The organism is Labrys sedimenti, from assembly GCF_034424805.1.
Taxonomy (GTDB): Bacteria; Pseudomonadota; Alphaproteobacteria; order Rhizobiales; family Labraceae; genus Labrys; species Labrys sedimenti.
Genome location: NZ_JAXOUF010000009.1, coordinates 177,182 through 202,753 on the forward strand (window position 1 = coordinate 177,182; position 25,572 = coordinate 202,753).

18 protein-coding genes are annotated in these 25,572 nt (G+C 65.3%); 10 read left to right on the forward strand and 8 right to left on the reverse strand.

Annotated features, from left to right (window positions below; all coding sequences use genetic code 11):
* Positions 1-118 precede the first annotated feature (118 nt).
* Positions 119-3,829 (forward strand): trifunctional transcriptional regulator/proline dehydrogenase/L-glutamate gamma-semialdehyde dehydrogenase, encoded by a 3,711-nt coding sequence (gene putA, locus U1R88_RS23495; RefSeq protein WP_322433433.1) that lies wholly within the window; start codon positions 119-121, stop codon positions 3,827-3,829.
* Between the two features lie 540 nt (positions 3,830-4,369).
* Positions 4,370-5,188, forward strand: coding sequence for a hypothetical protein (locus tag U1R88_RS23500; RefSeq protein ID WP_322433434.1), 819 nt, complete (start codon positions 4,370-4,372; stop codon positions 5,186-5,188).
* 130 nt (positions 5,189-5,318) lie between these two features.
* On the opposite strand, the gene zwf is transcribed toward U1R88_RS23500, so the two are convergent.
* Together zwf and U1R88_RS23510 are read right to left on the reverse strand one after the other, a co-directional pair.
* Complete coding sequence (gene zwf / locus U1R88_RS23505; RefSeq protein ID WP_322433435.1) at positions 5,319-6,695, reverse strand: glucose-6-phosphate dehydrogenase; 1,377 nt, start codon at positions 6,693-6,695, stop codon at positions 5,319-5,321.
* Positions 6,696-6,837: 142 nt separating this feature from the next.
* Positions 6,838-7,437, reverse strand: coding sequence for a GNAT family N-acetyltransferase (locus tag U1R88_RS23510; protein WP_322433436.1), 600 nt, complete (start codon positions 7,435-7,437; stop codon positions 6,838-6,840).
* A gap of 221 nt (positions 7,438-7,658) precedes the next feature.
* On the opposite strand from U1R88_RS23510, the gene U1R88_RS23515 reads away from it, so the two are divergent.
* The 4 genes from U1R88_RS23515 (at position 7,659) to U1R88_RS23530 (ending at position 12,203) form a co-directional block, all read left to right on the forward strand.
* Entirely contained in the window at positions 7,659-9,002 is a 1,344-nt protein-coding gene (locus tag U1R88_RS23515) for an extracellular solute-binding protein (protein ID WP_425545472.1), read from the forward strand.
* 135 nt (positions 9,003-9,137) lie between these two features.
* Positions 9,138-10,016 (forward strand): carbohydrate ABC transporter permease, encoded by an 879-nt coding sequence (locus U1R88_RS23520; protein WP_322433438.1) that lies wholly within the window; start codon positions 9,138-9,140, stop codon positions 10,014-10,016.
* Complete coding sequence (locus tag U1R88_RS23525; RefSeq protein WP_322433439.1) at positions 10,016-10,849, forward strand: carbohydrate ABC transporter permease; 834 nt, start codon at positions 10,016-10,018, stop codon at positions 10,847-10,849. The genes U1R88_RS23520 and U1R88_RS23525 overlap by 1 nt, the downstream gene beginning before the upstream one ends.
* A gap of 202 nt (positions 10,850-11,051) precedes the next feature.
* Entirely contained in the window at positions 11,052-12,203 is a 1,152-nt protein-coding gene (locus U1R88_RS23530; protein ID WP_322433440.1) for a Gfo/Idh/MocA family protein, read from the forward strand.
* A gap of 4 nt (positions 12,204-12,207) precedes the next feature.
* Here the strand turns inward: U1R88_RS23530 and U1R88_RS23535 are convergent, their stop codons facing one another.
* Genes U1R88_RS23535 through U1R88_RS23545 form a run of 3 tightly spaced genes read right to left on the reverse strand, consistent with a single transcriptional unit; the run spans position 12,208 to position 14,405 of the window.
* Positions 12,208-12,906 carry a TPM domain-containing protein gene (locus U1R88_RS23535; protein ID WP_322433441.1) on the reverse strand — a complete coding sequence of 233 codons (699 nt, stop codon included), beginning with the start codon at positions 12,904-12,906 and terminating at the stop codon, positions 12,208-12,210.
* A 1-nt stretch (position 12,907) separates the two neighbouring features.
* Positions 12,908-13,789 carry a TPM domain-containing protein gene (locus U1R88_RS23540; protein WP_322433442.1) on the reverse strand — a complete coding sequence of 294 codons (882 nt, stop codon included), beginning with the start codon at positions 13,787-13,789 and terminating at the stop codon, positions 12,908-12,910.
* Positions 13,790-13,802: 13 nt separating this feature from the next.
* Positions 13,803-14,405, reverse strand: a complete 603-nt coding sequence (locus tag U1R88_RS23545; protein WP_068291742.1) for a LemA family protein — start codon at positions 14,403-14,405, stop codon at positions 13,803-13,805.
* Between the two features lie 185 nt (positions 14,406-14,590).
* Here U1R88_RS23545 and U1R88_RS23550 point away from each other — a divergent pair, with 185 nt between their 5' ends.
* On the forward strand, positions 14,591-15,751 hold the full coding sequence (locus tag U1R88_RS23550) for a S8 family peptidase (protein ID WP_322433443.1): 1,161 nt from the start codon (positions 14,591-14,593) through the stop codon (positions 15,749-15,751).
* Between the two features lie 99 nt (positions 15,752-15,850).
* Here the strand turns inward: U1R88_RS23550 and ppdK are convergent, their stop codons facing one another.
* Complete coding sequence (gene ppdK / locus U1R88_RS23555; protein WP_322433444.1) at positions 15,851-18,517, reverse strand: pyruvate, phosphate dikinase; 2,667 nt, start codon at positions 18,515-18,517, stop codon at positions 15,851-15,853.
* A gap of 372 nt (positions 18,518-18,889) precedes the next feature.
* Between ppdK and acuI the strand changes: the two genes are divergently transcribed.
* The 3 genes from acuI (at position 18,890) to U1R88_RS23570 (ending at position 22,295) form a co-directional block, all read left to right on the forward strand.
* Positions 18,890-19,876: an acrylyl-CoA reductase (NADPH) gene (gene acuI / locus U1R88_RS23560; RefSeq protein ID WP_322433445.1), complete on the forward strand. Its 987-nt coding sequence runs from the start codon at positions 18,890-18,892 to the stop codon at positions 19,874-19,876.
* A 172-nt stretch (positions 19,877-20,048) separates the two neighbouring features.
* A complete protein-coding gene (locus U1R88_RS23565; protein WP_322433446.1) occupies positions 20,049-20,948 on the forward strand; it encodes an EamA family transporter in 900 nt (299 codons plus the stop codon).
* 189 nt (positions 20,949-21,137) lie between these two features.
* Complete coding sequence (locus tag U1R88_RS23570; protein WP_322433447.1) at positions 21,138-22,295, forward strand: MFS transporter; 1,158 nt, start codon at positions 21,138-21,140, stop codon at positions 22,293-22,295.
* 4 nt (positions 22,296-22,299) lie between these two features.
* Here U1R88_RS23570 and U1R88_RS23575 read toward each other — a convergent pair whose 3' ends face one another.
* Positions 22,300-23,211, reverse strand: a complete 912-nt coding sequence (locus tag U1R88_RS23575) for a LysR family transcriptional regulator (RefSeq protein ID WP_322433448.1) — start codon at positions 23,209-23,211, stop codon at positions 22,300-22,302.
* A 195-nt stretch (positions 23,212-23,406) separates the two neighbouring features.
* Complete coding sequence (gene glyS, locus U1R88_RS23580) at positions 23,407-25,512, reverse strand: glycine--tRNA ligase subunit beta (protein WP_322433449.1); 2,106 nt, start codon at positions 25,510-25,512, stop codon at positions 23,407-23,409.
* Between the last annotated feature and the right edge of the window lie 60 nt (positions 25,513-25,572).

Here is a 25,572-nt window from a genome sequence, read left to right on the forward strand (position 1 = left end):
AATGGGCATAATCTTGGCAAAAATGCAAATTCCGGGCGTGCTATGTGATCGCTGCGACGCGAGCTATCATCGCCAATCCGGGCCAATGGCACGTGACGTTTTCAAGAGCGAGACCGCTATGACGACATCTGCCGCACTCAGCCAAGGTTCCTTGCAAGATCCCCCGCCAGCCACCACGCCCTTCGCCGATTTCGCGCCGCCGATCCGGCCGCAGACGCCGCTGCGCCAGGCGATCACGGCGGCCTATCGCCGGTCCGAGGAGGAGTGCGTGGCGGCGCTGCTGGAACAGGCTGACATGCCGGCGGGTGTCAGGGAAGCGATCAGCGCCACGGGCCACAAGCTGATCGAAGCGTTGCGTTCCAAGCGCCGTGGCGGCGGTGTCGAGGCGCTGGTGCATGAATATTCGCTCTCCAGCCAGGAAGGCGTCGCGCTGATGTGCCTGGCGGAGGCGCTGCTGCGCATCCCCGACATGGCGACCCGCGATGCCCTGATCCGCGACAAGATCGCCGATGGCGACTGGCGTTCCCATGTCGGCGGCGGGCGCTCCCTTTTCGTCAATGCCGCGACCTGGGGCCTGGTCGTCACCGGCAAATTGTCGAACACGGTCAACGACCGCGGCCTGTCGGCGGCGCTGACCCGGCTGATCGCCCGTTGCGGCGAACCGGTGATCCGGCGCGGCGTCGACATGGCGATGCGCATGATGGGTGAGCAGTTCGTCACCGGCGAGACCATCGCCGAAGCCCTCAAGCGCGCCCGGCCGCTGGAGGAAAGGGGCTTTCGCTATTCCTATGACATGCTGGGCGAGGCGGCGACTACCGCTGCCGATGCCGAGCGTTATTACAAGGACTACGAGACCGCCATCCACGCCATCGGCCGCGCTTCGGCGGGCCGCGGCATCTATGAGGGGCCCGGCATCTCCATCAAGCTTTCGGCGCTGCATCCGCGCTATGTGCGCGCCCAGGCCGAACGGGTGATGGCGGAATTGCTGCCCAAGGTGAAGGCGCTGGCTGCGATCGCCAAGCAGTACGACATCGGCCTCAACATCGACGCCGAGGAGGCCGACAGGCTGGAGCTCTCGCTCGACCTGCTCGAAAGCCTTTGCGAAGACCCGGATCTCAAGGGATGGGATGGCATCGGCTTCGTGGTGCAGGCCTATGGCAAGCGTTGCCCCTTCGTGCTCGATTTCATCATTGATTTGGCGCGCCGCACCGGGCACCGCATCATGGTGCGTCTGGTCAAGGGGGCCTATTGGGATGCCGAGATCAAGCGGGCGCAGGTCGACGGCCTCGCCGACTTTCCCGTCTTCACCCGGAAGGTCCACACGGACGTCTCCTACATCGCCTGCGCGCGCAAGCTGCTCGAGGCCACCGACGCCGTCTTCCCGCAATTTGCCACGCACAACGCCCAGTCGCTCGCCACCATCTATCACCTGGCCGGCCCCGACTTCAAAACCGGCCAATACGAGTTCCAGTGCCTGCACGGCATGGGCGAGCCGCTCTATGACGAGGTGGTCGGGGCGCACAAGCTGCGCCGCCCGGCCCGTATCTACGCCCCGGTCGGCACGCATGAGACGCTGCTCGCCTATCTCGTGCGCCGCCTGCTCGAGAACGGCGCGAATTCCTCCTTCGTCAACCGCATCGGCGATCCCACCGTCTCCGTCGATGAACTGATCGCCGATCCGGCCGAGGCGGTGCGCTCGATGGCGGTGGTCGGCGCGCGGCACGATCAGATCTCCCTGCCGGCCGACCTCTATGACGAGCGTGCCAATTCCGCCGGGCTCGACCTCTCCAACGAGACGATGCTCGCCGAGATCAGCGCAATCCTCAAGGAGAGCGCCGGCCGCGCCTGGACATCCGTACCGCAGCTTGCCGGTGCGCGCAGCGCCGGTGCGAGCCGGCCCGTGCTCAATCCCGGCGATCACGGGGATGTCGTCGGTCAGGTGACAGAGGCCACCGAGGCCGATGTCGCGACAGCGATGACGAATGCACAAAAGGCGATGCAGGGTTGGTCCCGCTGGTCTCAGGCCGAACGAGCCACCTGCCTGGAGCGCGCTGCCGACATCATGCAAGGCGAGATGCCGGTGCTGCTCGGCCTGATCATGCGCGAGGCGGGCAAGTCCATGCCGAACGCCATCGCCGAGGTGCGCGAGGCCATCGATTTCCTGCGCTATTATGCCGACCAGGCCCGCCGCACGCTGGGCGTCGCGCATAAGGCGCTGGGGCCGGTCGTTTGCATCAGCCCGTGGAACTTCCCGCTGGCGATCTTCTCCGGCCAGGTTGCCGCCGCTTTGGTGGCCGGCAATGCCGTGCTCGCCAAGCCCGCGGAAGAAACGCCGCTGATCGCGGCCCAGGCCGTGCGCATCCTGCATGAAGCCGGTGTTCCCGCCGATGCCCTGCAGCTGCTGCCGGGGGATGGCCGGGTCGGCGCCGCACTGGTCGGCGCAGCGCAGACCTCGGGCGTGATGTTCACCGGCTCGACCGAGGTGGCACGCCTGATCCAGGCCCAGCTCGCCACCCGCCTTAGCTCCAATGGCAAGCCGATCCCGCTGATCGCCGAGACCGGCGGGCAGAATGCCATGATCGTCGATTCCTCGGCCCTGGCCGAGCAGGTGGTCGCGGACGTGATCGCCTCCGCCTTCGACAGCGCCGGGCAGCGTTGCTCGGCCCTGCGCGTGCTCTGCCTGCAGGAGGATGTTGCTGACCGCACCCTCGCCATGCTCAAGGGCGCGCTGAAGGAGCTGCGCATCGGTGCGACCGACAGCCTGAAGGTCGATATCGGCCCCGTCATCACCGCCGAGGCCAAGGCCACCATCGAGGGCCATGTCGAGGCCATGCGCGGCCGCGGCCGCAAGGTGGAGCAGGTGGCCCTCGGCGAGGCGACCCAGGGCGGCACCTTCGTGGCGCCCACCATCATCGAGATCAACGAACTGGCCGATCTCACGCGCGAGGTATTCGGTCCGGTGCTGCATGTGGTGCGCTATCGTCGCGACGATCTGGAGCGCCTGATCGATCAGATCAATGCCACCGGCTATGGCCTCACCTTCGGCCTGCACACCCGCCTCGACGAGACCATCGCCCATGTCACCAGCCTGGTGAAGGTCGGCAATGTCTATATCAACCGCAACACCATCGGCGCGGTCGTCGGGGTGCAGCCCTTCGGCGGGCGCGGCCTGTCGGGCACGGGCCCCAAGGCTGGCGGGCCGCTCTATCTCGGGCGCCTGGTCGATACGCCGCCGATCCCTCCGCGGCACAGCTCCGTCCATACCGATCCGGTGCTGACGGATTTCGCCAAATGGCTGGGCCAGCGCGGCATGAACAATCTGGCCCAGGACGCGCGGGAAATCGGCGGCGACTCCGCTCTCGGCCTGGAGATCGAGCTGACCGGCCCGGTCGGCGAGCGCAACCTCTACGCCCTGCATCCGCGCGGCCAGATCCTGCTGGTGCCGCAGACCGAGATCGGCCTGCATCGGCAGCTCACGGCGGCACTCGCGACCGGCAACAGCGTGGTGATCGACATGGCTTCCGGGCTGCAACCCGTGCTCAAGACCCTGCCGGCCAGCGTGGCGGCGCGGGTGAGCTGGAGCAGGGACTGGAAGAAGTCGGGCCCGTTCGCCGGTGCCCTGGTCGAGGGAAACCCGGATGAGATCCAGGAGGCGAGCAAGGCCATCGCCGCCTTGCCGGGCCCGCTCGTCCTGGTTCAGGCGGCCTCCTCGCAGGAACTGGCGGCAAAGGCGGACGCCTATTGCCTCAACTGGCTGTTGGAAGAGGTTTCCACCTCCATCAACACCACGGCCGCGGGTGGTAATGCCAGCCTGATGACGATCGGGTAGGGCGCAGCAGAAAGGGGCCCGTTTTGCCTCCCCCAGCTTCGTCTAGGGCATCTAAACTTCTCGACCGAGACGAGTAAGGCTCAAATATCCCTCCCCGACTTCGGGGAGGGTGGGCCGGCGAAGCCGGGTCGGGTGGGGTAGAGTAGCGCGATCCCGCCTTTTTCGGCTCCGTGGCGCCACGCTTCCCCATCCGCCGGTGCTGCGCACCGGCACCTTCCCCGAAGTCGGGGAAGGGATTCTCGCGCCCTGTTCTGAAACCGCGAGATATGTATATGCCCTAGACGAAGCTGGGGGAGGAAACGCCTGCCTTCCTCGGCAGGGTCGCGATGCAGTCCTGTTCCCGGCGAAACCCCTATCCCCAGCCGAGCTTGAAACTTCGCACCATGGTGATTGTCTTGTCGCCGTGCGCCGATATCTTGGCGCCTGCGCCGATCCCATGAATCGGCGACAGTGGAGACGACGATGACGGATGGACGGCGGGCTGTAGCCAACACCGGGAGAGGCCGGACTTTCCTTGCTACATCTTTGACAAGCGCATTGATGCTGGGTGCCTCGGCGGCTCCGGCTCCGGCTCTGGCCGCGGCAATGGGGATGGGGGACGAGCCGCCCTCTACCAGCAGCGAGGTCAAGGGCGTGGCATTCCGCCTTCTCACCACGCTGCCGCGCGCGCCGGGGACCGTGGAAGGGCTGGACGAGTGCAGCCATCTGACCGTCAAGCCGAGCTCGGAGGCTGGCCGCGTCGTGGCCGGGCGTGGCTGGGCCGTGACGGGTGAGGCCAAGCTGGGAACCTCCCTGCGCGCCGTCAGCTTCGCCGGCGGGTTCGAGCCGGGCACCAGCGGTACCTGTCTCGTGAATGACGGCAATGTCGGTGTCTTCGACGGCAGCAAGCTGGTTGCCCTGCTCTATGCCGAAAAGGGCTCCAAGCAGTCACTGGGTAGCGTCCAGGCTCTCGAAGGGGGCGGGGTACGTGTCATCGATGGCGACTATCTTGCCACGCCGCTCGGCGATATCCGCTCGATCGACGACTACAAGTTCGAGTTCAACCCCGTGGCGGCCAATGACAGCGTCTGCGGCGGCCGCGCCAAGGTGCCCAACATCAACAACATGCCGATCGACAAGGCGCGTGCTGCGCTGAAAGCCAATGGCTGGGAGCCGGTGCCGTCGAGCGAGCAGGACCGCACCGACAGCCGCGTCGCCGATCTCGTCAAGCTCGGCGTGGTCGAGGCGGAGAGCTGCTCGGGCACCGGCCTCGGCTATTGCAGCTACAATTATCGCGGCGAGGCGGGCACGCTGTCTGTCACCACGGCGGGCGACAACGACTACCCATCGGTGTCGGACTATGACGTGAAGTGCAACTGAGCGCGGGATTGGTGTGCCGATCTTCTCAGCTCCATCACTTGATGGAGCGAGATCGGTATTCTTGGAAACGCTATTGCCCGTCGCGCGGACGATGCCGGTCTGAAGACCGGCACACCGCATTGCGAGCAGGTCACACCGTCGGGTCGACCCAGCCGGAGGGCGGCTCGAAGCCCGCCATGGTCGCCGGGCCCCAGGTGCCGGGTTGGTAGGGAGTGACGGGCACGATATTGCCGATGACGGGATCGAAGATGCGCCAGGCGATTTCGGCGGCATCCTGTCGGGTGAACAGGGCGTTGTCGCCTTCCATGGCATCGCCGATCAGGCGCTCATAGGGGGCGAGGTCGCCGGTACCGTCGTCGACGGCCACGAGTTCGACCGGCTCGCCCACCAGGTTCTCGCCGGGGGCCTTGATGCGTGAGCCGAGCCCGATGGTGATCTGCGGATTGATGCGGAACCGCAACTCGTTGGAAGGCCCCTGCAGCTTTTCGGCGAAGACGTCGTGCGGCGGCTTGCGGAATCGGACCACGACTTCGGTGCAGCGCACCGGCAGGTTCTTGCCGGCGCGGATATAGAAGGGTACGTCGGCCCAGCGCCAGCTGTCGACAAACATCCTCACCGCCGCGAAAGTCTCGACGCTGGAAGCAGGCGCTACGCCGGGCTCGTCGTGATAGCCGACGAACTGGCCGCGCACCACGTCCTGCGGCGTCAGCGTGCGGATCGCCTTGAAGATCTTGACCTTCTCCTCGATCAGATCGTCCTCGAGCCGGCCGGCCGGCGGCTCCATGGCGAGCAGGATCAGCACGTTGACGAGATGGTTCTGGATCACGTCCCTGATCGTGCCGACCTCATCATAGAACTTGCCGCGGCCCTGCACGCCGAAATTCTCGGCCATGGTGATCTGGATGCTCTCGACGAAATTGCGGTTCCAGACCGGTTCGAGGAAGGCATTGGCGAAGCGGAAATAGAGCAGGTTCTGGATGGCTTCCTTGCCGACATAGTGGTCGATGCGGAAGATCGCGCTCTCGTCGAAGAAGCGATGGAGGACGGCGTTGAGCTCCTTGGCGGAGGCCTCGTCATGCCCGAAAGGCTTTTCCACCATCAGCCTGGCATTGGTGGCGCAGCCCGATTCCTGCAGGCCCTGCGCCACCGTCTCGAACAGGCTCGGCGGGATTGCGAGATAGTGCAGGGGGCGGCTTGCCTGGCCCAGGGCCGCCTTCAGCCTGGCGAAGGTCTCGGGGCTGCGATAGTCGCCGCTGACATAGCCGAGAAGATTGGAAAATCTGGCGAATATGTTCTCGTCGAAGGCTTCGCCATAGGCCTTCACCGAGCTCTCGCGGGCCCGAGCGCGCAGCTTCTCCACGTCCCACGGATCGAAGGCGACTCCGACTACCGGAACGGTCAGGACATTGCGCCGGACCATGGCGTAGAGGGCAGGAAAGATCTGCTTGAAGGCGAGATCACCCGTGGCGCCGAAGAGAACCAAAGCGTCGGAATGCGGTGCCGGCATGATGTCTTCCCGAATTGAACTGCCACCCAGCGAACTCCCAGTTGGTAAAGCGGAAGAGGCCTGATGGGAAGCCGGAAAGACGTTACGTCAGCGCAGCCTTCGATCGGGACCGGCAGGATGGACCTCCCGCCCGCGGGCGCTCCTACAGCCGCATGCCCATATAGATGCTTGCAGGCCGCGCGATCTCGCGAAAACCCAGCTTCTCGTAGAAGCCGAGCACCTTGGCGTTGCCGGCACTGACGCCGAGATGAAGACCGGGCACGCCCCTGGCACGCAGCGCCGCCAGTTCGGTTTCGACTAGGCGGCGGCCCCAGCCGCTACTTTGGAACGGCGGCAGCAGGTTGATATGGAGATGCGCCGGATAGTCGGCGATCATGGCAGGATCCTTCCGCTCGGGGCGTCGGATCAGCGACAGGGCTCGTTCGTCACTGGCCTTGCTGGGCGTCAGGTCGGCAACCTCAAGGCGCACTTGTGGCCACCATTCGTTGTCGAGCCGGTCGGCGAAGGCGCCGGTGTCGGGCGCGCCCACGATATAGCCGACAGCTCCACCGCCAGCATCGAGCACGAAGGCGAAGTCGGGCGCCAGGACCTGGTAGGGTACGGCCCAGATAAAGCCCGGCAGGCGACGGTCGGAATAGAGATGGCTGGCATCGGAGCCGTTGTCGGCCGTGCGCAGGCAGATTTCATAAAGGGCGGGGCGGTCGGCCTCGGTGGCGGGGCGGATGACGGCGGTGTCGGCCAAGGAGGAACTCCGTGCGGAACCGGCTGGGAGGGGAGGTATGGGAAAAGGCTCCTGACCGGCCATTCACCCACTATCGTCTTACCAATACGCAATTGCAACTTGCCAACGGCCTGCTTCCCCGTGATGGTAGCGCCAACGAAGAATGGGGCGCGGCCGTTCGCACATCCAATTCGGACAGGCGACCAGCGTCCAGCATAGCGCAACGCAGAGGGGGACCACCGATGTTGCGGACTGGGACGTCTTCTTTGAGAACCAATGTTCTATTGCGCCGGCTTCTACCTTGCCTGGCAGCTACCACCTTGTGGTGGGGAAGCACTCAGGGCGCCGGAGCGCAAACGCTCACCGTGTGGGACGATCAGGCCCTGCCGTCCCAGGCCAAGGTGATTTCGGAGATCAACGCCAAGTTCGAAGCGGCCCATCCCGGCGTGAAGATCGCCCGCACGGCGCGTACCTTCGAGGATCTGGGGCTGACGCTCAAACTGACCCTCTCCTCCGGCGGAGGGCCGGCGGTGACCAAGGCCAATCAGGGCGCGCAACAGATGGGAGCCCTGGTCAAGGAGAAGCTGCTGCTGCCTCTCGACGCCTATATCAGCAAATATGGCTGGGACAAGAAGCAGTCCGATGGCGTGCTCGCCCGCGACCGTTGGTCCGACAAAGGCGAATTCGGCACGGGGCCGACCTATGGCATTTCTGCCCTCGGCGAATTGGTCGGCCTCTACTACAACGCCAAGGTGCTGAAGGAAGCCGGCATCGACAAGCCGCCGGCCACGCTGGATGAACTGGCCAAGGATGTGGAGACGCTGAAGGCAAAGGGCGTCACGCCGTTCACCCTCGGCACGACCAAGGGCGACATGGCCCTGCATATGTTTGCTTCCCTCTCACAGGCCATGATCGGCGCCGCCGACCGCAAGAGCCTCGACGATCTCGTTTATGGCCGGGGCGGCAGCTGGAACACCCCCGGCAATGTCGCCGCCGCCAGGCAGGTTCAGGATTGGGCCAATGGCGGGGCCTTCAACGAGGGTTTCCAGGGCATCGCGGATGACGATGCCGTGCAGCTCTTCGTGGGCGGGCAGGGCGCTTTTCTAATCAGCGGCACCTGGCGACTCGGGGATATGCAGGCCAATCCCGACATCCATTTCATGGCGCTGCCGCCCGCGGCCAGCGTGAAGGACCCGCTCGTGGTGGGCGGGGTCGAGCTGGCCTGGACCATCACGGCGCTCGCCAAGGACAAGGCGACGCAGGACCTGGCCGCCGACTACATCAACTATCTCCTGTCTGACGATGCCGCGGCAGCCTGGGCAGGGGCCGGCTACCTGCCGGTGGCGGCGCTGGAGAAACCCGACAAGGTGCAGATCCCGGCCCTGCTCGGCGAGACGATCAAGGTGTGGAACACGGTCAACGCCGCCAATGCCCTCGGCCATTATCCCGATTGGGCCAGCCCCACCATGCTGAAGACCCTGACCGATGGCCTGACCCGGGTGATCGCCAAGGAAGAGACGCCGGAGGCCTTCGTCGCCGCCGTCGACAAGGATTATCAGGGCTATATGGCAAGCCTGAAGAAATAAGGCGGAGTGGCGTCATCGCTTCTCCCGCTGTTGGGAGAAGAGGAGGCTGTTGCAGGCGTCTCGCCGGTCCCATGGCCGCGCAAAGCGCCTGCCTCGACATTTGCGAACCGCGTATCAGGAAGGCCAACCGCGCCCATGCTCGACGCCTCCAAATCTCGTAATCTTCTCTATATATTGCCGTCGCTATTGATTTATGGCGCCTTCGTTTTGGTGCCGATCCTCAGCTCCATCGTCCTTGGTTTTACCGCCTGGGACGGCATCAGCGCGCCGCGCTTCGTCGGCCTGGAGAACTATGCCGCGCTGTTCTCCGATCCGGTGTTCTATGTCGCGCTCAAGAACAATCTGGTTCTGCTGATCTTCTATGTGGCGCTGCCGCTGCTGCTCGGCCTGGCGATGGCGGCCATCGTCACCTCGATCCATTCGCGCGAGCAGCTCATCCTGCGTACCCTCTATTTCATGCCCTATGTGATGCCCACCGCCGTGCTCGGCATCATCTGGCGCTGGCTCTACAATCCGGCCTTCGGACCGTTGAACCAGGCCCTGAAGGCGATCGGCCTCAAATCGCTCGCTCTGCCCTGGCTCGGCAGCTTCACCTTCGCCCTGCCGGCCGTTGGCCTCGTCGCCAATTGGTATTATGCCGGTTTCTGCATGGCCATCTTCATGTCCGGCCTGCAGCGCGTCGAGCCTTCGCTCTACGATGCCGCGAAGGTCGACGGCGCCAGCCCCTTGCAGTCCTTCCGCCATATCAGCGTGCCCTCGCTGCTGCCGGAAGTGCGCATCGTGCTGTTGCTGACCATCATCTTCTCGATCAAGAACTTCGACCTCGTTTTCACCATGACGCGGGGAGCCCCCGCCAATGCGACCCTGGTGCCCAATCTCTACATGTATCAGCTCGGCTTCGACCTCGGGCGCTACGGCTATGCCTCGGCGGTTGCGGTGATCGGCGCGATCCTGATCTTCATGGTGAACGGGGCGATCCACCGCTTCATGCCGGAGCGGGAGAGGGAGCGCTGATGGCCGCCTTCTCGCGCACCGCGCCTGCCTTGCTGCCGCTTCGGGCCTTGTTGTGGCTGTTTGCGCTGCTCACCGTCTCGCCCTTCGCGTTGCTGGTGCTGACCTCGCTCAAGAGCCAGAAGGATGTCCTGGCCGGCGCCTTCGCCCTGCCGCAGCAGCCGCATTTCGAGAACTTCGTCCGCGCCTGGGTGGACGGGCATTTCGACACCTATTTCCTCAATTCCGTCCTGGTGGTGGTGCCGGTGGTCGGCATTTCCATCGTGCTCGGCATTCTTTCGGGTTTTGCCTTCGCCTTTCTCACGCTGCCGCTCAAGCGCACGCTCTTCGCGATGCTGACGCTGGGCATGATGGTGCCGACCGAGGCTTTCATCATTCCGCTGTTCCATGAGTTCCGCTGGCTTGGCCTGCTCAACACCTATTGGGCGTTGATCCTGCCGCAGATCGGCATGTCGATCCCCTTCGCCACCCTGTTCATGGCGAGCGCCATGCGGCAATTGCCGACCGAGCTCGTCGATGCCGCCGTGATCGACGGCGCGACGCGGCTGCAGGTGCTGCGCCACGTCATCCTGCCCCTGATGAAGCCGGCGATGTCGACACTCGCGCTCTTCCTCTTCATCTGGACCTGGAACGAATTCCTGATCCCGCTGATCCTGGTCAACAATGACGAGGTGCGCACGCTGCCCATCGGCATGCTGTTCTTCCAGGGACGCTATATCGTCGACATCCCGACCCTCACGGCAGGGGCGGTGATCATCGTGGCGCCGATCATCGTGGTCTATCTGATCTTCCAGCGCAATTTCATCCAGGGCCTCACGGCGGGAGCGGTCAAGTGAGACGTCTCCAGGCTGTGGGGGACCTGTTCATGCGACCAATGGTCTGTTCAATCGGCCGCGGAAGCCCGAAGCAAAGCGCGTTTTGCCAAAACGCGCTTTGCTCGAACTTACCCCTTCGACGCGTCTTTGCGATTTGAAATGAATCGTTCAAATCGCCAGACGCTTTGGTAGGAATTGTCTGAACAGTCATGGAGCGGAAACGATGAAGGTCGGCATTATCGGGCTCGGCTATCGCATGGGTTATCTTGCCCGCATCTTCAGCCTGATGGTGCCGGGCTTCACGGTGGTCGGCTATGTCGATCCCGCGCCGGCTGGCCTGGGCTACATGAAGGAGCATGGCATCGAGGCGGGACGCGCCTATGGCAGTCCGTCGGCCTTGCTTACCGCCGAAAAGCTCGACCTCCTGATGGTCGGCTCCCCCAATGCGATGCATCTGGACCATATCCGGGCGGGGCTCGAGCACGGCATCAAGGTTTTCGCCGAAAAGCCGGTGGTGACCTCGCAGGAGGACACCTTCAAGCTGCTCGAACTCCTGCGCATCCACGGCACCGACAGCGTGATGGTCGGCCTGGTGCTGCGCTATGCCTCGCTCTACCGCGACCTCACCCGCATGCGGGACGAGGGCGTGCTGGGTGACATCGTCTCGATTGAGGCCTCCGAACATCTGGCGCCCTATCACGGTGCCTTCTTCATGCGGGACTGGCGGCGCTACCAGCATTATTCCGGCGGCTTCATGCTGGAAAAATGCTGCCACGATATCGACCTCTACCAGGGCCTGGTCGGCTCGCGCCCGGTGCGGGTGGCAAGCTTTGGCGGCCGGCGCACCTTCCTGCCGGGCAATGCCCCCACGGCCGACGGCATCAACGACATGGAAATCTATCACCGCAAGCCGAGCGGCTGGCTGAGCACGGACAAGGTGTTCGACTCCGATGCCGACATCATCGACTTCCAGGTGGCGATCGTCGAATTCGAGAACGGGGTGGCCCTCAACTTCCACACCAATATCAACGTGCCCGACGAGTTCCGGCGCTTCTGCGTGATCGGCTCCAAGGGCATGGCGGAAGGCGATTTCGTGCGCAATTACTTCCGGGTGCACGATGCGCGCACCTCGCAGAAACTGATCGACAAGACCTACGAGATGACGGCGCTCTCCGCCCATTACGGCGCCGACGAGCAGATGGCCGCCGATATCGGCAAGCACCTGATCGATGGCGCGCCGCTGCCGGTCTCGGTGGTCGACGCGCTCGCGGCGGGCCTGACCGCCATCAAGATGGATGAGGCCCGCGCCAGCCGCGCCGTGCTCGACCTCAACGACAGCTGGCGCCGCTTCGACGAGGCGCTGACGGGGGAATAGGGCCCTACAGCTCCACCACGCGGTTCGGCAACTGGTTCCGCGGCTGGCTTTCGGGCGGAAAATGCTGCGCCAGCAGGCTGCCGCATTGGCCGATGGCGGTGACCAGGCCCTCGGCAAGGCGCCCGGTCGCGGCGGCCTTGGTCAGGCCGGCGATGGTGTCGTCCCAGACCTGCTGCTCGACCTTGGCATCGATGCCTTCATCGGCGATCAGCACGGCCTGCCGCTCGGCCATGGCGATGAACAATAGAAGGCCGGTGCGGTCAGCCGTCTGCTGCAGGCCCTGGGCCAGAAACTGGCTGCGGGCTGCAAGCATCACCTTGTGCCGGCGCATGGGCGGCGGTGCGAACCAGAGCCGCACGCGTTGCGGCCAGCTCAGGGTGGTGACCAGCGCGAAGACGGCGATCTGGATCAGGCTCAGGGTGAGCAACCCCTTTCTGAGGGCGGACGCCATATCGGCCTGGCTGAAATTGCCGCTGCTCCATTCCGCGCCGAACAGCGAGGCGTGCAGCAGCCCAGGGGCCAGCAGGCCGGTCAGCACTGGCGTGAGCAGAACGGCCACCGCGCCTAGGGTCACCGGGATCCAGCGATAGCTCGCCACGGCATGGCTGACGACGCAATAGATCTCGCCGGACGTGCCCGTTTCCGCCGCGGTGATGGCCGCTGCGATGCGCCGATGATCGTCCTGCGTCAGCACTCGGGTCATCTCACCAGCTCCCACTCGAACCGCCGCCACCGAAGGAGCCGCCACCGCCGGAAAAGCCGCCGCCGGACGATCCTCCCCCGCCGCCCCAGCTCGAGCCACCGCCCCAGCCAGACGAAGTCGGAATGAAGACGGGGCCGGAGCCACGCCGCCTGGCGCCCGGTCCGCGGGGGCCGCCGCGCGAGGAATCGATCCAGCCCGAGGCGATCACGAAGATGAAGAACAGGATGAAGAAAATCACGAAGACGGTCTGGGGATCGAAGCCCTCGTCGCTGCGGGCACCGTCCTTGGCGCGCTGCTTCCATTCGCTCTCATTGTTGAGCAGCACGTCCTCGATGGCGGCGACGCCGGCCTTGATGCCGGCAGGCATGTCGCCGGCCTTGAATTTGGGCAGGATCGCCTGCTGGATCACCACGCTGGAGAGCGCGTCGGTCAGCGTGCCTTCCAGCCCGTAGCCGACCTCGATGCGCACCTTGCGTTCATTGGGCGCGACGATGAGCAGCACGCCATTGCTGAGCTTGCCCTGGCCGATGCCCCAATGGCGGCCGAGCTGATAGCCGTAATCGGCGATCTCCAGGCCTTCCAGGCTCCTGAGGGTGACGACGACGAGCTGGTCGCTCGATTTGTCCTCCAGAGCCTTCAGGGATTGGTCGAGGCCGGCGCGTTCGCCGGCGGGAATGATGCCTGCCTGATCGACCACGCGATCCGTCAGCGCGGGAAAGTCGATCGCTAAGGCGGAGGAGAGGAAGAAAAGCAGCAAGGCGAGCGCAGCGCAAAATGGTGTGCCGGTCTTCAGACCGGCATTCTCTGCGGCCCATGCCGGTCCCGTTCCATCTCTCGATGGAACTGAGAAGACCGGCACACCGAAGAACGCCTGCTTGCTCATGCCTCGCGAAGCCTCAGTTGAAGTTCACTTTCGGGGCCGCCTGGTTTTCCGGCGCCGCGCTGAAGGTCTCCATCGGCTTGGTCGAGCTGTAGAAGATCGCTTTGTAGATGCTCTGCGGGAAGGTACGCAGGTCGGTGTTGAAGACCCGCACAGCCTCGATATAGTCCTTGCGCGCCACGGCGATGCGGTTTTCGGTGCCTTCGAGCTGCGATTGCAGCGACAGGAAGTTCTGGTTCGACTTCAGGTCCGGATAGGCTTCCCGCAAGGCGATCAGGCGGCCGAGAGCGCCGGACAGGCCCTGCTGGGCTTCCTGGAACTGCTTGAACTTCTCGGGATCGGTGATGGTGCTGGCGTCGATCTTCACACTGGTCGCCTTGGCGCGGGCCTCGACCACCTCGGTCAGCACCTTTTCTTCCTGCTTGGCATAGCCCTTCACGGTTTCGACCAGGTTGGGCACCAGGTCGGCACGGCGCTGATACTGGTTCTGCACCTCGCTCCAGGCAGCCTTGGCCTTCTCTTCATCGGTTGGAATGGTGTTGATGCCGCCGCTGACCACCAGGCCGACGACCACCACGATAACGGCAAGGATCGCAAGAATTCGTGCCAGTCCCGACATGCAGGCCCCCTTTGTCGTGCCGGCGATCAGCCGGCGATCATGTCCTTATATCCACGCGGCCGGTGTGGGCAAAGCATCCCGAAGAACAGCCCACAGTCCCGTATGCCGTTGTCACGGCGTGATAACGCCCGCCATTGCATGACAAGAGGCGGAACATTCGGCTCGGCGGCAGGCAGGGGGAAGTCATGAGATCCTATGTCATTCTGCGTCGACCCAAGGCGGCTCCGCCCGGTCGAATGGGGCTGGAGAGGCTCGAGCCCAAGCCGCCGGAAATCACGGTCGAGAACCTGCCGGACCACGCCCTGCGCGAGCTGGAGGCTGATCCCGACACCTCCTATGCCGAGAACATGCCGACGGCGCTGATCGAACCCCTCGCCAGCCCTGTACCGGCGGCAGCCGAGGCTGGCGCGAGCTGGGGCATTGCGGCCGTCGGCGCCGATGCCAGCCCGTTTACCGGCGCCGGGGTCACGGTTGCCGTGCTCGATACCGGCATCGACGCGGCCCATCCGGCCTTTGCGGGCGTGGCGCTGGTCGAGAAGGATTTCACCGGCATCGGCAATGGTGACGTCAAGGGCCATGGTACCCATTGTGCCGGCACCATTTTCGGCCGTGACGTCGCCGGCCAACGTATCGGCATTGCGCGCGGCGTCGGCAAGGCCCTGATCGGCAAGGTGCTCGGCGATGACGGCAAGGGCGATTCAGGCATGATCTTCGAAGCCCTGCAATGGGCACTGGCGGAGAAGGCCGACATCGTATCGATGTCGCTGGGCTTCGATTTTCCGGGCCTGGTGAAGCGCCTGACCTCGGAGGGCTGGGACATCGAACCGGCTACCTCGATGGCGCTGGTGGGCTACCGCAGCAATCTGCGCATGCTCGACACCGTCATGGCAATGCTCAAGGCCCATGGCGCCCTCGGCACATCGCCGCTTGTGGTGGCGGCGGCGGGCAATGAGAGCAAGCGGGCGGCCGTGACGCCTTATCGCATCGCCGCATCCCTGCCGGCCGCGGCCGATGGCGTGATCGCGGTGGCCGCGGTCGGACGGGACGCTGACACCTACAAGGTGGCGCCCTTTTCCAACATGCTCGCCGCGGTGGCGGCCCCCGGCGTTGACATCACCTCGGCCTGGCCGGGCGGAGGCCTTCATACCATCAGCGGCACCAGCATGGCCTGCCCGCATGTCTCGGGCGTGGCCGCCTTGTGGTGGCAGGCGCTCGAGCAGAAAGGCATCAGCGGCAGCGCCGCCAACGTCGGCGCCCGCATTCTCGCCAGCGCCCGCAGAGGCGTTTTTGCCGCGGATATCCCTGAGGTCGATATCGGCCAAGGCATGGTTACGGCGCCGGAATGAGATGCCCGAAGCCGACTGTGATAGCCGGGCTTGGCCGGCTATCACAAAGGTCGTGCAAACTCGAAGACGCCTAAGCGAAGCGCATTCGAGGTCCAGGCCCTATTTTTTGGCCTCGAGCGCGGCTTGCGCGGCGGCCAGCCTGGCGATCGGCACGCGGAAGGGCGAGCAGGAGACGTAGTCGAGCCCGCTGCGTTCGCAGAAGGCAATCGAGGCCGGGTCGCCGCCATGCTCGCCGCAGATGCCGAGCTTGAGGTTGGCCCGCTGCTTGCGGCCGCGCTCGACGCCGATCTCCACCAATGCGCCGACTCCTTCCTGGTCGATCGATACGAAGGGGTCGATGGCGAAGATGCCCTTCTGCACATAGGTGCCGAGGAAGGAGGCAGCATCGTCACGCGAGATGCCGATGGTGGTTTGCGTCAGGTCGTTGGTGCCGAAGGAGAAGAATTCGGCGCTCTCGGCGATCTCGCCGGCGCGGATGGCCGCGCGCGGCAGCTCGATCATGGTGCCGACCTGATAGACCAGCTTGACGCCCTTTTCCCTTTCCACCGCCTGCGCCATGGCGTCGATGCGAGCCTTGACGAGGTCGAGCTCGGTCCTGGTCGCCACCAGCGGCACCATGATTTCCGGCGTCACCGGCTGGCCGGTGGACGCGGCGGCCTCGACGGCCGCCTCGAAGATGGCGCGCGCCTGCATCTCGGCGATCTCCGGGAAGGCGATCGCCAGGCGGCAGCCGCGGAAGCCGAGCATCGGATTGAACTCGTGCAGTTCCTGGGCCCGGGCCCGGAGCTTGGCGGCCGAGGCCCCCATCGCCGCGGCGACTTCGGCGACTTCGTCCTCCGAATGCGGCAGGAACTCGTGCAGCGGCGGGTCGAGCAGACGGATGGTGACCGGCAGGCCCGACATGATCTCGAAGAGCTGGCGGAAATCCTCGCGCTGCATCGGCAGGAGCTTGGCCAAAGCCGCGCGCCGGCCCTTCTCGTCGTCGGCCAGGATCATCTCGCGCATGGCGACGATGCGGCCTTCGTCGAAGAACATGTGCTCGGTGCGGCACAACCCGATGCCTTCGGCCCCGAACTGGCGGGCCTGGCGGGCATCGGCCGGCGTCTCGGCATTGGTGCGCACCTTCATGCGCCTGACGCCGTCGGCCCAGGTCATCAACTCGGCGAACTCGCCGGAGAGCTCGGGCTGCACCATGGCGATCTTGCCGGCCAGCACCTGTCCGGTCGAGCCGTCGATGGTGATGACGTCGCCCTTCTTGTAGGTCTTGCCGCCGGCCAGCAGCGTGCCGGCGGCGGTGTCGACGCGGATGCTGCCCGCGCCGGAGACGCAGGGCTTGCCCCAGCCGCGCGCCACCACGGCGGCGTGCGAGGTCATGCCGCCGAGGCGAGTGAGGATGCCGGAGGCCGCCAGCATGCCCTTGATGTCCTCAGGGCTGGTCTCCTGGCGCACCAGGATGACGGTCTTGCCGGCGGCCTTGCCGGCTTCGGCCTCGTCGGAGGTGAAGACGATCTCGCCGGAGGCCGCGCCGGGGGAGGCCGGCAGGCCGCGGGCAATCTCGATGCGCTCGGCCTTGGGATCAATGGTGGGGTGGAGGAGCTGATCGAGGGCGCCGGGATCGATGCGGCCGACTGCTTCCTCCTCGCTGATCAGGCCTTCCTTGGCCATCTCGACCGCGATGCGCAGCGAAGCCTTGGCCGTGCGCTTGCCCGAGCGCGTCTGCAGCATCCACAGCTTGTTATCCTCGACCGTGAACTCGATGTCCTGCATGTCGCGATAGTGCTTTTCGAGCACCTTGGTGATACCGACGAATTCGGCGAAGGCCGATGGCATCGCCTCTTCCATCGAAGGCTTGTTCGAGGCGCCGGCCTGGGCCGCGGCCTTGGAGATCGGCTGCGGCGTGCGGATGCCGGCCACCACGTCCTCGCCCTGGGCGTTGATCAGGAACTCGCCATAGAGCGCATGCTCGCCGGTAGAGGGGTTGCGGGTGAAGGCAACGCCGGTGGCGGACGTATCGCCGCGGTTGCCGAACACCATGGCCTGCACATTGACGGCCGTGCCCCATTCGGCGGGAATGGCGTGCAGGCTGCGATAGGTGATGGCGCGCGCATTCATCCAGGAGGCGAAGACGGCGCCGATGGCGCCCCAGAGCTGCTCCTGCGGATCCTCCGGGAAGGGCTTGCCGAGTTCCTCGAGCACCAAGGCCTTGTACTGGCCGACCAGGGTCTTCCAGTCGGCGGCCTGCAGGTCGGTGTCGAGCACATAGCCTTTGCGCTCCTTGTAGGTGTCGAGGATCTCTTCGAAATGGCCATGGTCGACCCCGAGCACCACGTCGGAGAACATGGTGATGAAGCGGCGGTAGGAATCCCAGGCGAAGCGCTCATTGTTGGAAGCGGCCGCCACCGCGGCGACCGTGGTGTCGTTGAGGCCGAGATTGAGCACGGTGTCCATCATGCCAGGCATCGAGGCGCGCGCGCCCGAACGCACCGAGACCAGCAGCGGATTCCTGGCATCGCAGAAAGCCTTGCCGGTGATGCGGCCGATCTCGGCCAGGGCCGCTTCGACTTGGGCCCGCAGCTCCGGCGGGTAGCTGCGGTCATTGGCGTAGTAATAGGTGCAGACTTCGGTGGTGACGGTAAAGCCGGGCGGCACCGGCAAGCCCAGATTCGACATCTCCGCCAGATTGGCGCCCTTGCCGCCCAGCAGATTCTTCATGCCCTGTTCGCCTTCGGCCTTGCCGTCGCCGAACCCATACACCCACTTCGTCATTGCACTTCCTCAGTGATTTCGGATTGGCCGTTTGTGCCGGCACGTATTTGGCGCAGAGCCTTTCCACAGCCGGCCGATAAATTCAATTCTTCAAACGTCTAAATCGATAGGTTGGGCGGATAACAAAATGTGTCAGAGTGTAATAATTGCGTCTGATCCCGCTTTTGTCTGAAGAACCGGCAGGTTTGGCGCGCAATATGTCGGATTAATCCGGCTGAACGCTCGATGATGGCTTTGCCTGTCGCTTGTTTGCCGGACGAGCGCGACGGTTCGCTCGACCATGCGGCCATTTTTCCGCTTGCCATAACCGGCCTGGGCCTCGAAAACGCCAGGATACGATCTGGACACCAGACAGCAATTGCAGGAGCGTGCATGTCGACTTTCAAGGCTCTCGTCGTCACCAAGCCGGATACCGGCTATGCCTGCAACTTCGCCGAATTCGACGAGCGTGATCTGATGGACGGCGATGTTACGGTCCGCGTCACCCACTCAACCGTCAACTACAAGGACGGCCTCGCCATCACCGGCAAGGGGCCGGTGGTGCGGCGTTTTCCGATGATCCCGGGGGTCGACTTCGCCGGCGAGGTGATCGCCTCCTCCTCGAAGGACTGGGATCCCGGCGACCATGTCATTCTCAACGGCTGGGGCGTGGGCGAGACTCATCTCGGCGGCTATGCCGAACGGGCTCGCGTCAAGGGCGAATGGCTGGTGCGGGTGCCCTATGGCATGACGCATGCGCAGGCGATGGCGATCGGCACGGCCGGCTATACCGCCATGCTCAGCCTGATGGCGCTGGAAGCCCATGCCATCACGCCCTCGCGCGGGCCGGTGCTGGTGACCGGGGCTGCCGGCGGCGTCGGGTCCACGGCCGTCGCCCTGCTGGCACGGGCCGGCTACACGGTAATTGCCTCCACCGGGCGGCCGGAAGAGGCCGACTATCTCAAGAATCTCGGGGCTGCCGAGGTGATCGATCGTGCCGAGCTGACCGGGCCGGTGCGCCCGCTGGGCAAGGAGCGCTTTGCCGGTGCCGTCGACACGGTCGGCTCGCTCACCCTCGCCAATGTGATCTCGCAGATCAAATATGGCGGCGCCGTCGCGGCCTGCGGCCTTGCGGGCGGGGCAGACCTGCCGTCCAGCGTGATGCCCTTCATCCTGCGCGGGGTCTCGCTGCTCGGCATCGATTCGGTGCAATGTCCTCAGGTCGTCCGCCAGGAAGCCTGGCGCCGTCTTGCCAACGAACTCGACCGCGACAAGCTCGATGCCATGACGAGCTCGATCCCCTTCGACGAGGTCCGCGAAACTGCCGCCAACATCCTGGAAGGCAAGGTGAGGGGCCGGGTGGTGGTCGAGATCGGCTGAGGGGAATCCCCGGAGTCGGACTGGAGACGCCAACTTCGTCATGCCCGGGCTTGACCCGGGCATCCAAGGCTTCCGCGATTGAAGCTTGGTTGCCGGGTCAAATCCGGCAATGACAAGGGTTGCGCAATTCATGGACGGCCGGGCCGCCCCTCTTCTTCACATCAAGGTCTCCATGCGCAAAGATCTCATCCTGGGCATCGTGCTCGTCCTGGTCGGGGCCTCTTGCTACGGGCTGCAGTCGACCTGCGTGAAGCTGGCCTATGGCCAGGGTTACTCGCCCGGCGAGGTGATCGGGGCGCAATTCGTGATCGGGGCCGTCATTCTCGGGCTGATCAAGCTGGTGACCAGCTTGCGGCCTGCCGTGCCCGGTGCCGTGCCCCTGGGCTGGCCCGACCGCTTCAAGTTGATGGCCGGCGGCGCCAGCATCGGCTTCACCGGCTCGTTCTATTATCTCTCCGTTGCCTATACCTCGGTGTCGGCGGCGATCGTGCTGCTGATGCAGAGCGTCTGGATGGGGGTGGCCCTCGACGCCGCGCTGGGCCGGGCTTGGCCTTCGCCGCTCAAGCTGGTCTCCTCGATCCTGGTGCTGGTGGGTACCATTCTGGCCACCAATCTGCTCGGCGATGCGGCCCATCTCAGCCTGCTCGGCGTCGTCTTCGGCCTGCTGGCGGCGGTGAGCTACACGCTGGTGATCTGGTGTTCCAGCCATGTCGGCCTGCATGTCGACGTGGTCAGCCGCAGCTTCCTGATGGTTCTGGGCGGCGCGGTGGTGGCCGTGCTGATCGCCCTGCCACAGCTGACGGTGCGTTTCGATCCCAGCATCTTCTGGAGCTGGGGGTTGATCATCGCTTTGCTCGGTACGGTGCTGCCGCCCTTCCTGTTCAACAAGGGCATTCCGGCCACGGGCGTCGGCCTGGCGGCCATGCTGTCCTCGGTGGAGCTGCCGGTGGCAGTTGTGATGGCCGGCTTGTTGCTGCAAGAGGCCTTCCTGCCCTCGCAATGGGCCGGCGTCGGCATCATCCTCGGCGCCATCGCGGTCGCCAATGTGGGGGCGGGCCGCGCCGCGGGGTGAGCTTGCGCGGTGTGCCGATCTCCGGATCGGCACACCAAATCTCTGCCTGTCTCTACAGAGCCGATGCAGGGTCGGGACATCCCGCTCCCGGAGCCGTTCCAAACCCGCCCTTTTCGTGCTATCCAGCCGGCTCGAAGGGATAACCGAAGCGCTGCCTCGAAACCCGATTGTTCATGATCGGGAATTCTGATGGATAGCCGCGTCCTTCTCCTGGCACTCGCCACCTTCGTCACCGGCACCGCCGAGAATATCGTCATCGGCATCCTGCCTGATGTCGCGACCGGCCTCGGCGTGTCCATCGGCCTGGCCGGCCAGCTCACGGCGGTGTTTTCGATCACCTTCGCCCTGGCCGCTCCGCTCGCTCTGCTGCTTACCGGGCGCCTCGAGCGCAAGACGGTCTTCATCGCCGCCTTGGCCATGTTCGCCCTGTGCAACCTGCTGGCTGCGGCCAGCCCCGGCTACCGCGTGCTGTTCGCCGCCCGTATCGGCATGGCGGCGGCAAGCGCCACCATCGCCCTGCTGGCGACCGTGCTCGCCACCGAACTCGTCGATGAGAGCAAGAAGGGCCGCGCCATCGGCGTGATCTTCATGGGGGTGAGCGGCTCGCTGGTGCTCGGTGTGCCGATCGGCATGCTGGTGTGCTCGCTGGCCGGCTGGCGCAGCGTCTTCATGGCCCTTGCCGCACTGGCGGTGCTCGTTCTGATCGTCTGCCGCGGCAAGCTGCCCGATGTCGGCACCCGCCGGCAGGGTACGCCCGACTATCGGGCCCATCTGCGCGCGCCGCCGTTGCTGTGCGCGCAGCTCGTCTCGATCCTGATGATCGCAGGCCATTTCGTGCTGTTTGCCTATCTTACGCCCTATATCGCCGGCGTCCTCGGCATTGCCGGCAGCGGAACCGTGCTCGCCTTCATCGCCTTCGGCGTCGCCGGCGTGTCGGGCGGCTATCTCGGAGGCCTTGCCGCCGACAAGCTGACGCCGCGCCGGGCCATTGTGCTGGTGCCGCTGGGCTACCTCACGGCCCTGATGCTGATCCCGCTGGCGGCCGGCTCCGGCTTCTCCTTCTTCCCGATGATGATGGCCTGGGCCTGCCTGAGCTGGATGATCTCGCCGGCGGTGCAGAGCTTCCTGATCGCCACCGGCCCGGACACGGCCGAAGCCGGCGTGAGCCTCAATCTCTCGGCGATGCATATCGGGGTCGGCCTCGGCACGGCGCTCGGCGGCGGTGCGGTGGAACTGGTGCCGATCGCCCATCTGCCGGCGATCGGTGCCATCCTGGCCGCCATGGCCCTGATCGCCGCGCTGCTGGCCTATCAGGGCGCGGCCAAACACGGGCCGATGGTGGTGTAGGACCCTATTCCCCGCCCTCCAGCACAGGCCGCAGCTTCGTCAACGCTTCCCAGCCATGGTCCATGAAGGCGCGGACCTTGGCCGAATGCTTGAGGTCGGGATGGGTCAGGAGCCAAAGGCCGGCGCCGACGCCTGGCAGCGGCTCAGACAGGCGCGGCAATGGCAGGGCATCGCCGATATAGCAAGGCAGCAGGCCGACCCCGAAACCCAAGCGCAGGGCCTCGGCGACGCCGAGAATGGTGTTGAGGCGCATCACGATGCGCTCGTTCGGCACTTCGCGCTCCACCCAGCGCGCCGGCGGAATGTTGGAGAGCCCTTCGCCGGTGGCGATCCAGCGCTCGGCGAAGAGGTCGGCGAGTTCGGCGCCCTTCAGCCGCTCCGGGCCGTAAATGGCCCAGGCAATGGTGCATACCCGCCGCCCGACTAGCGTGTCCGGCGGCGCCGAGGTGGCACGGATCGCCACGTCGGCGTCCCGCTTGGACAGGTTCAGCGGTAGGTTGGAGACGACGACGTCGAGGCGGATGTCCGGAAAGCTGGTCAGGAAACTGGTGAAGACCGGCATCGTCAGGTGAGCCATGATGCTGTCATTGGTGGTGACGCGCAGTTCCCCTGATGGTTTGACGTCCCGGCCCGCCACACGGCGCTCGAAGCCGCTGATGTCGTCGGCCATGCGCCCGGCGAGGGCCACCATTTCCTCCCCCGCCGCGGTGAGGGCGTAGCCGCTGCGCCCTCGCTCGAACAGGCGGGCGCCGAGCAATTCCTCGACGGCGTTGATGCGGCGGAACACGGTGGAATGGTTGACACCAAGAGCCGTCGCTGCACCCACCAGGGATTTGGTCTCCGCTACGGCGCGAACATAGCGGTAATCATCCCAATTGGGGGATGGACGCTGGAGGGCAGAGTCAGAAACGGTCATGCAGGCGTCCCCGACGACAAGAAACGCAGATCCGGTAAAGCCCTTCTATTCCTAGCACCGACGAGCAGTGGCGCAAGATCGTCTTGCGAGTAGCCATCCGGTGTCGAACTGCGCAAGAAAAGGGCGAGCTTTCATCACACATGGTATGGCCCTGGGAGAAATGGGCACGAGACCCGCCTCTCCCAGGAATGCCACTTATCCCTCGATGCGCGAGAAATCGGCGACGCTGCGGGTTGCTTCGCGGATCTCCTCAAGCAGTTTCAGGCGGTTCAGGCGCAGGGCGGCATCGTCGGCATTGACCAGGATCTTGTCGAAGAAGGCGTCGACGGGCCGGCGCAATTGTGAAAGGGTCGTCATGGCGCCTTCATAGTCCTCGGCGGCAATGGCGGCCGATGCTGTCTGCCTGGCGGTCTGCAAGGCTGTCTGCAGCGCCTTTTCCTCCGGCTCGGTAAGGAGGGAGGCATCCGCGCCGCCCGCATAGGCGCCGGCGCCGTCCTTCTTCTCCTCGATGCGCAGGATATTGGCAGCGCGCTTGGCGCCGGCCAGCAAGGCCTTGCCGTCCTCGCTGCCGAGGAAGCGGCCGAGGGCCTCGACCCGCCGGACGATGAGCAGGAGATCGTCCTGCCCGCCGAGGCCGAAGACCGCGTCGACGAGATCGTGGCGAGCGCCCTGTTCGCGCAACTGCACCTTCAGGCGATCGGCGAAGAAGGCGAGGAGGTCGTTGGCGATGTCGTTGCTCTTGGCGAAGGAAGCCTTGGCGACGGTCGCCAGCAGCGGCAGGCGCAGCCTGTTGTCGAGCACCAGGCGGATGACGCCGAGAGCGGCCCGGCGCAGGGCATAGGGGTCCTTGCTGCCGGTCGGCTTCTCGTCGATGGTCCAGAAGCCGATCAGCGTGTCGAGTTTGTCGGCGAGCGCCACGGCGACCGCGACCGGATCGCTCGGCGCGCTGTCGCCGGCGCCCTTGGGCCGGTAATGATCTTCGAGCGCGGCGGCGATGGCGGCATCCTCGCCCTGGGCGGTGGCGTAATAACGGCCCATCAGCCCCTGCAATTCGGGGAATTCGCCGACCATTTCGGTGGCAAGATCCGCCTTGGCGAGCCTGGCCGCCCGTTCGGCCTTGGCGGGGTCGGCACCGACGACGGGCGCCAGCGCCTTGGCCAAAGCGGCGATGCGCTCGATGCGCTGGCCCTGCGTCCCGAGCTTCTCGTGGAACACCACGTTCGAGGCGATGATCTTGGCGAGGCGCTGGTCGAGCGGTTTGCCCTCGCTCTCATAGCCGGGCAGGGGCTTCTGGTCGGTCTCCCAGAAGAATTTGGCGTCGGACAGGCGCGCGCGTATGACGCGCTCATTGCCGGCGACGATGGCCGCTCCGCCGTCGACAGCCTCGATATTGGCGATCAGGATGAAACGATTGGCAAGGCGCCCGGTCTTGGGATCGCGCACCACGAAGCACTTCTGGTTGGCGCGGATGGTGGCCTGGATCGCCTCGTCGGGCACCGAAAGGAAGCTCTCCTCGAAGGAGCCCATCAGCACCACCGGCCATTCCACCAGGCCGGCGGCCTCATGTAGCACCGCATCGTCCTCGACCAGCTCCAGGCCTTGCGCGAAAGCGAGGTTGCGGGCATCGGTGAGGATGATGTCGCGCCGACGGGCCGGATCGAGCACCACCTTGGCCGCCTCCAGCTTGGCGACGTAGTCTTCGAAGCGCCTCACCTGGATGGTGCCGGGCGCCATGAAGCGATGGCCCTTGGTAGTATCGCCGACGGCGACGCCCTCGATCTCGAAGCGCACCACTTCCGGGTCCTCGGTCTCGGGGCCGAAGGTGCAGAGGATCGAATGCAGCGGACGCACCCAGCGCAGGCTTCCCGAGCCCCAGCGCATGGATTTGGGCCAGGGGAAGGTGCGCACAACCTCCGGCACGATCTCGGCGATGAGGTCGGGCACCGCCCGTCCGGCCTTTTCCAACACCGCCACGTAGAACTCACCCTTCTTCGGATCGCTCTCGATGCGGGCCTGGTCGATCGAGGCGAGGCCGGCCGCCTTCAGGAAGCCCTGGATCGCGCCGTCGGGGGCACCGACGCGCGGGCCCTTGCGCTCCTCGCTGGTATCGGGCTGGCGGATCGGCAGGCCGTGCACGGTCAGGGCCAGGCGGCGCGGCGTGGCATAGGCCGAGGCGCCTTCATAGACGACGCCGCGCTCGACGAGCGCATCCGTCACCATTTTCTTGAGGTCGTCGGCCGCCTTGGCCTGCATGCGGGCGGGGATTTCCTCGGAGAAGAGTTCAAGCAGGAGGTCGGGCATGGGATCGGTTTCGAAGCTGGTGACGTGGGAGGTCGGACAGGGAAGGGATGGGGGCTCGGA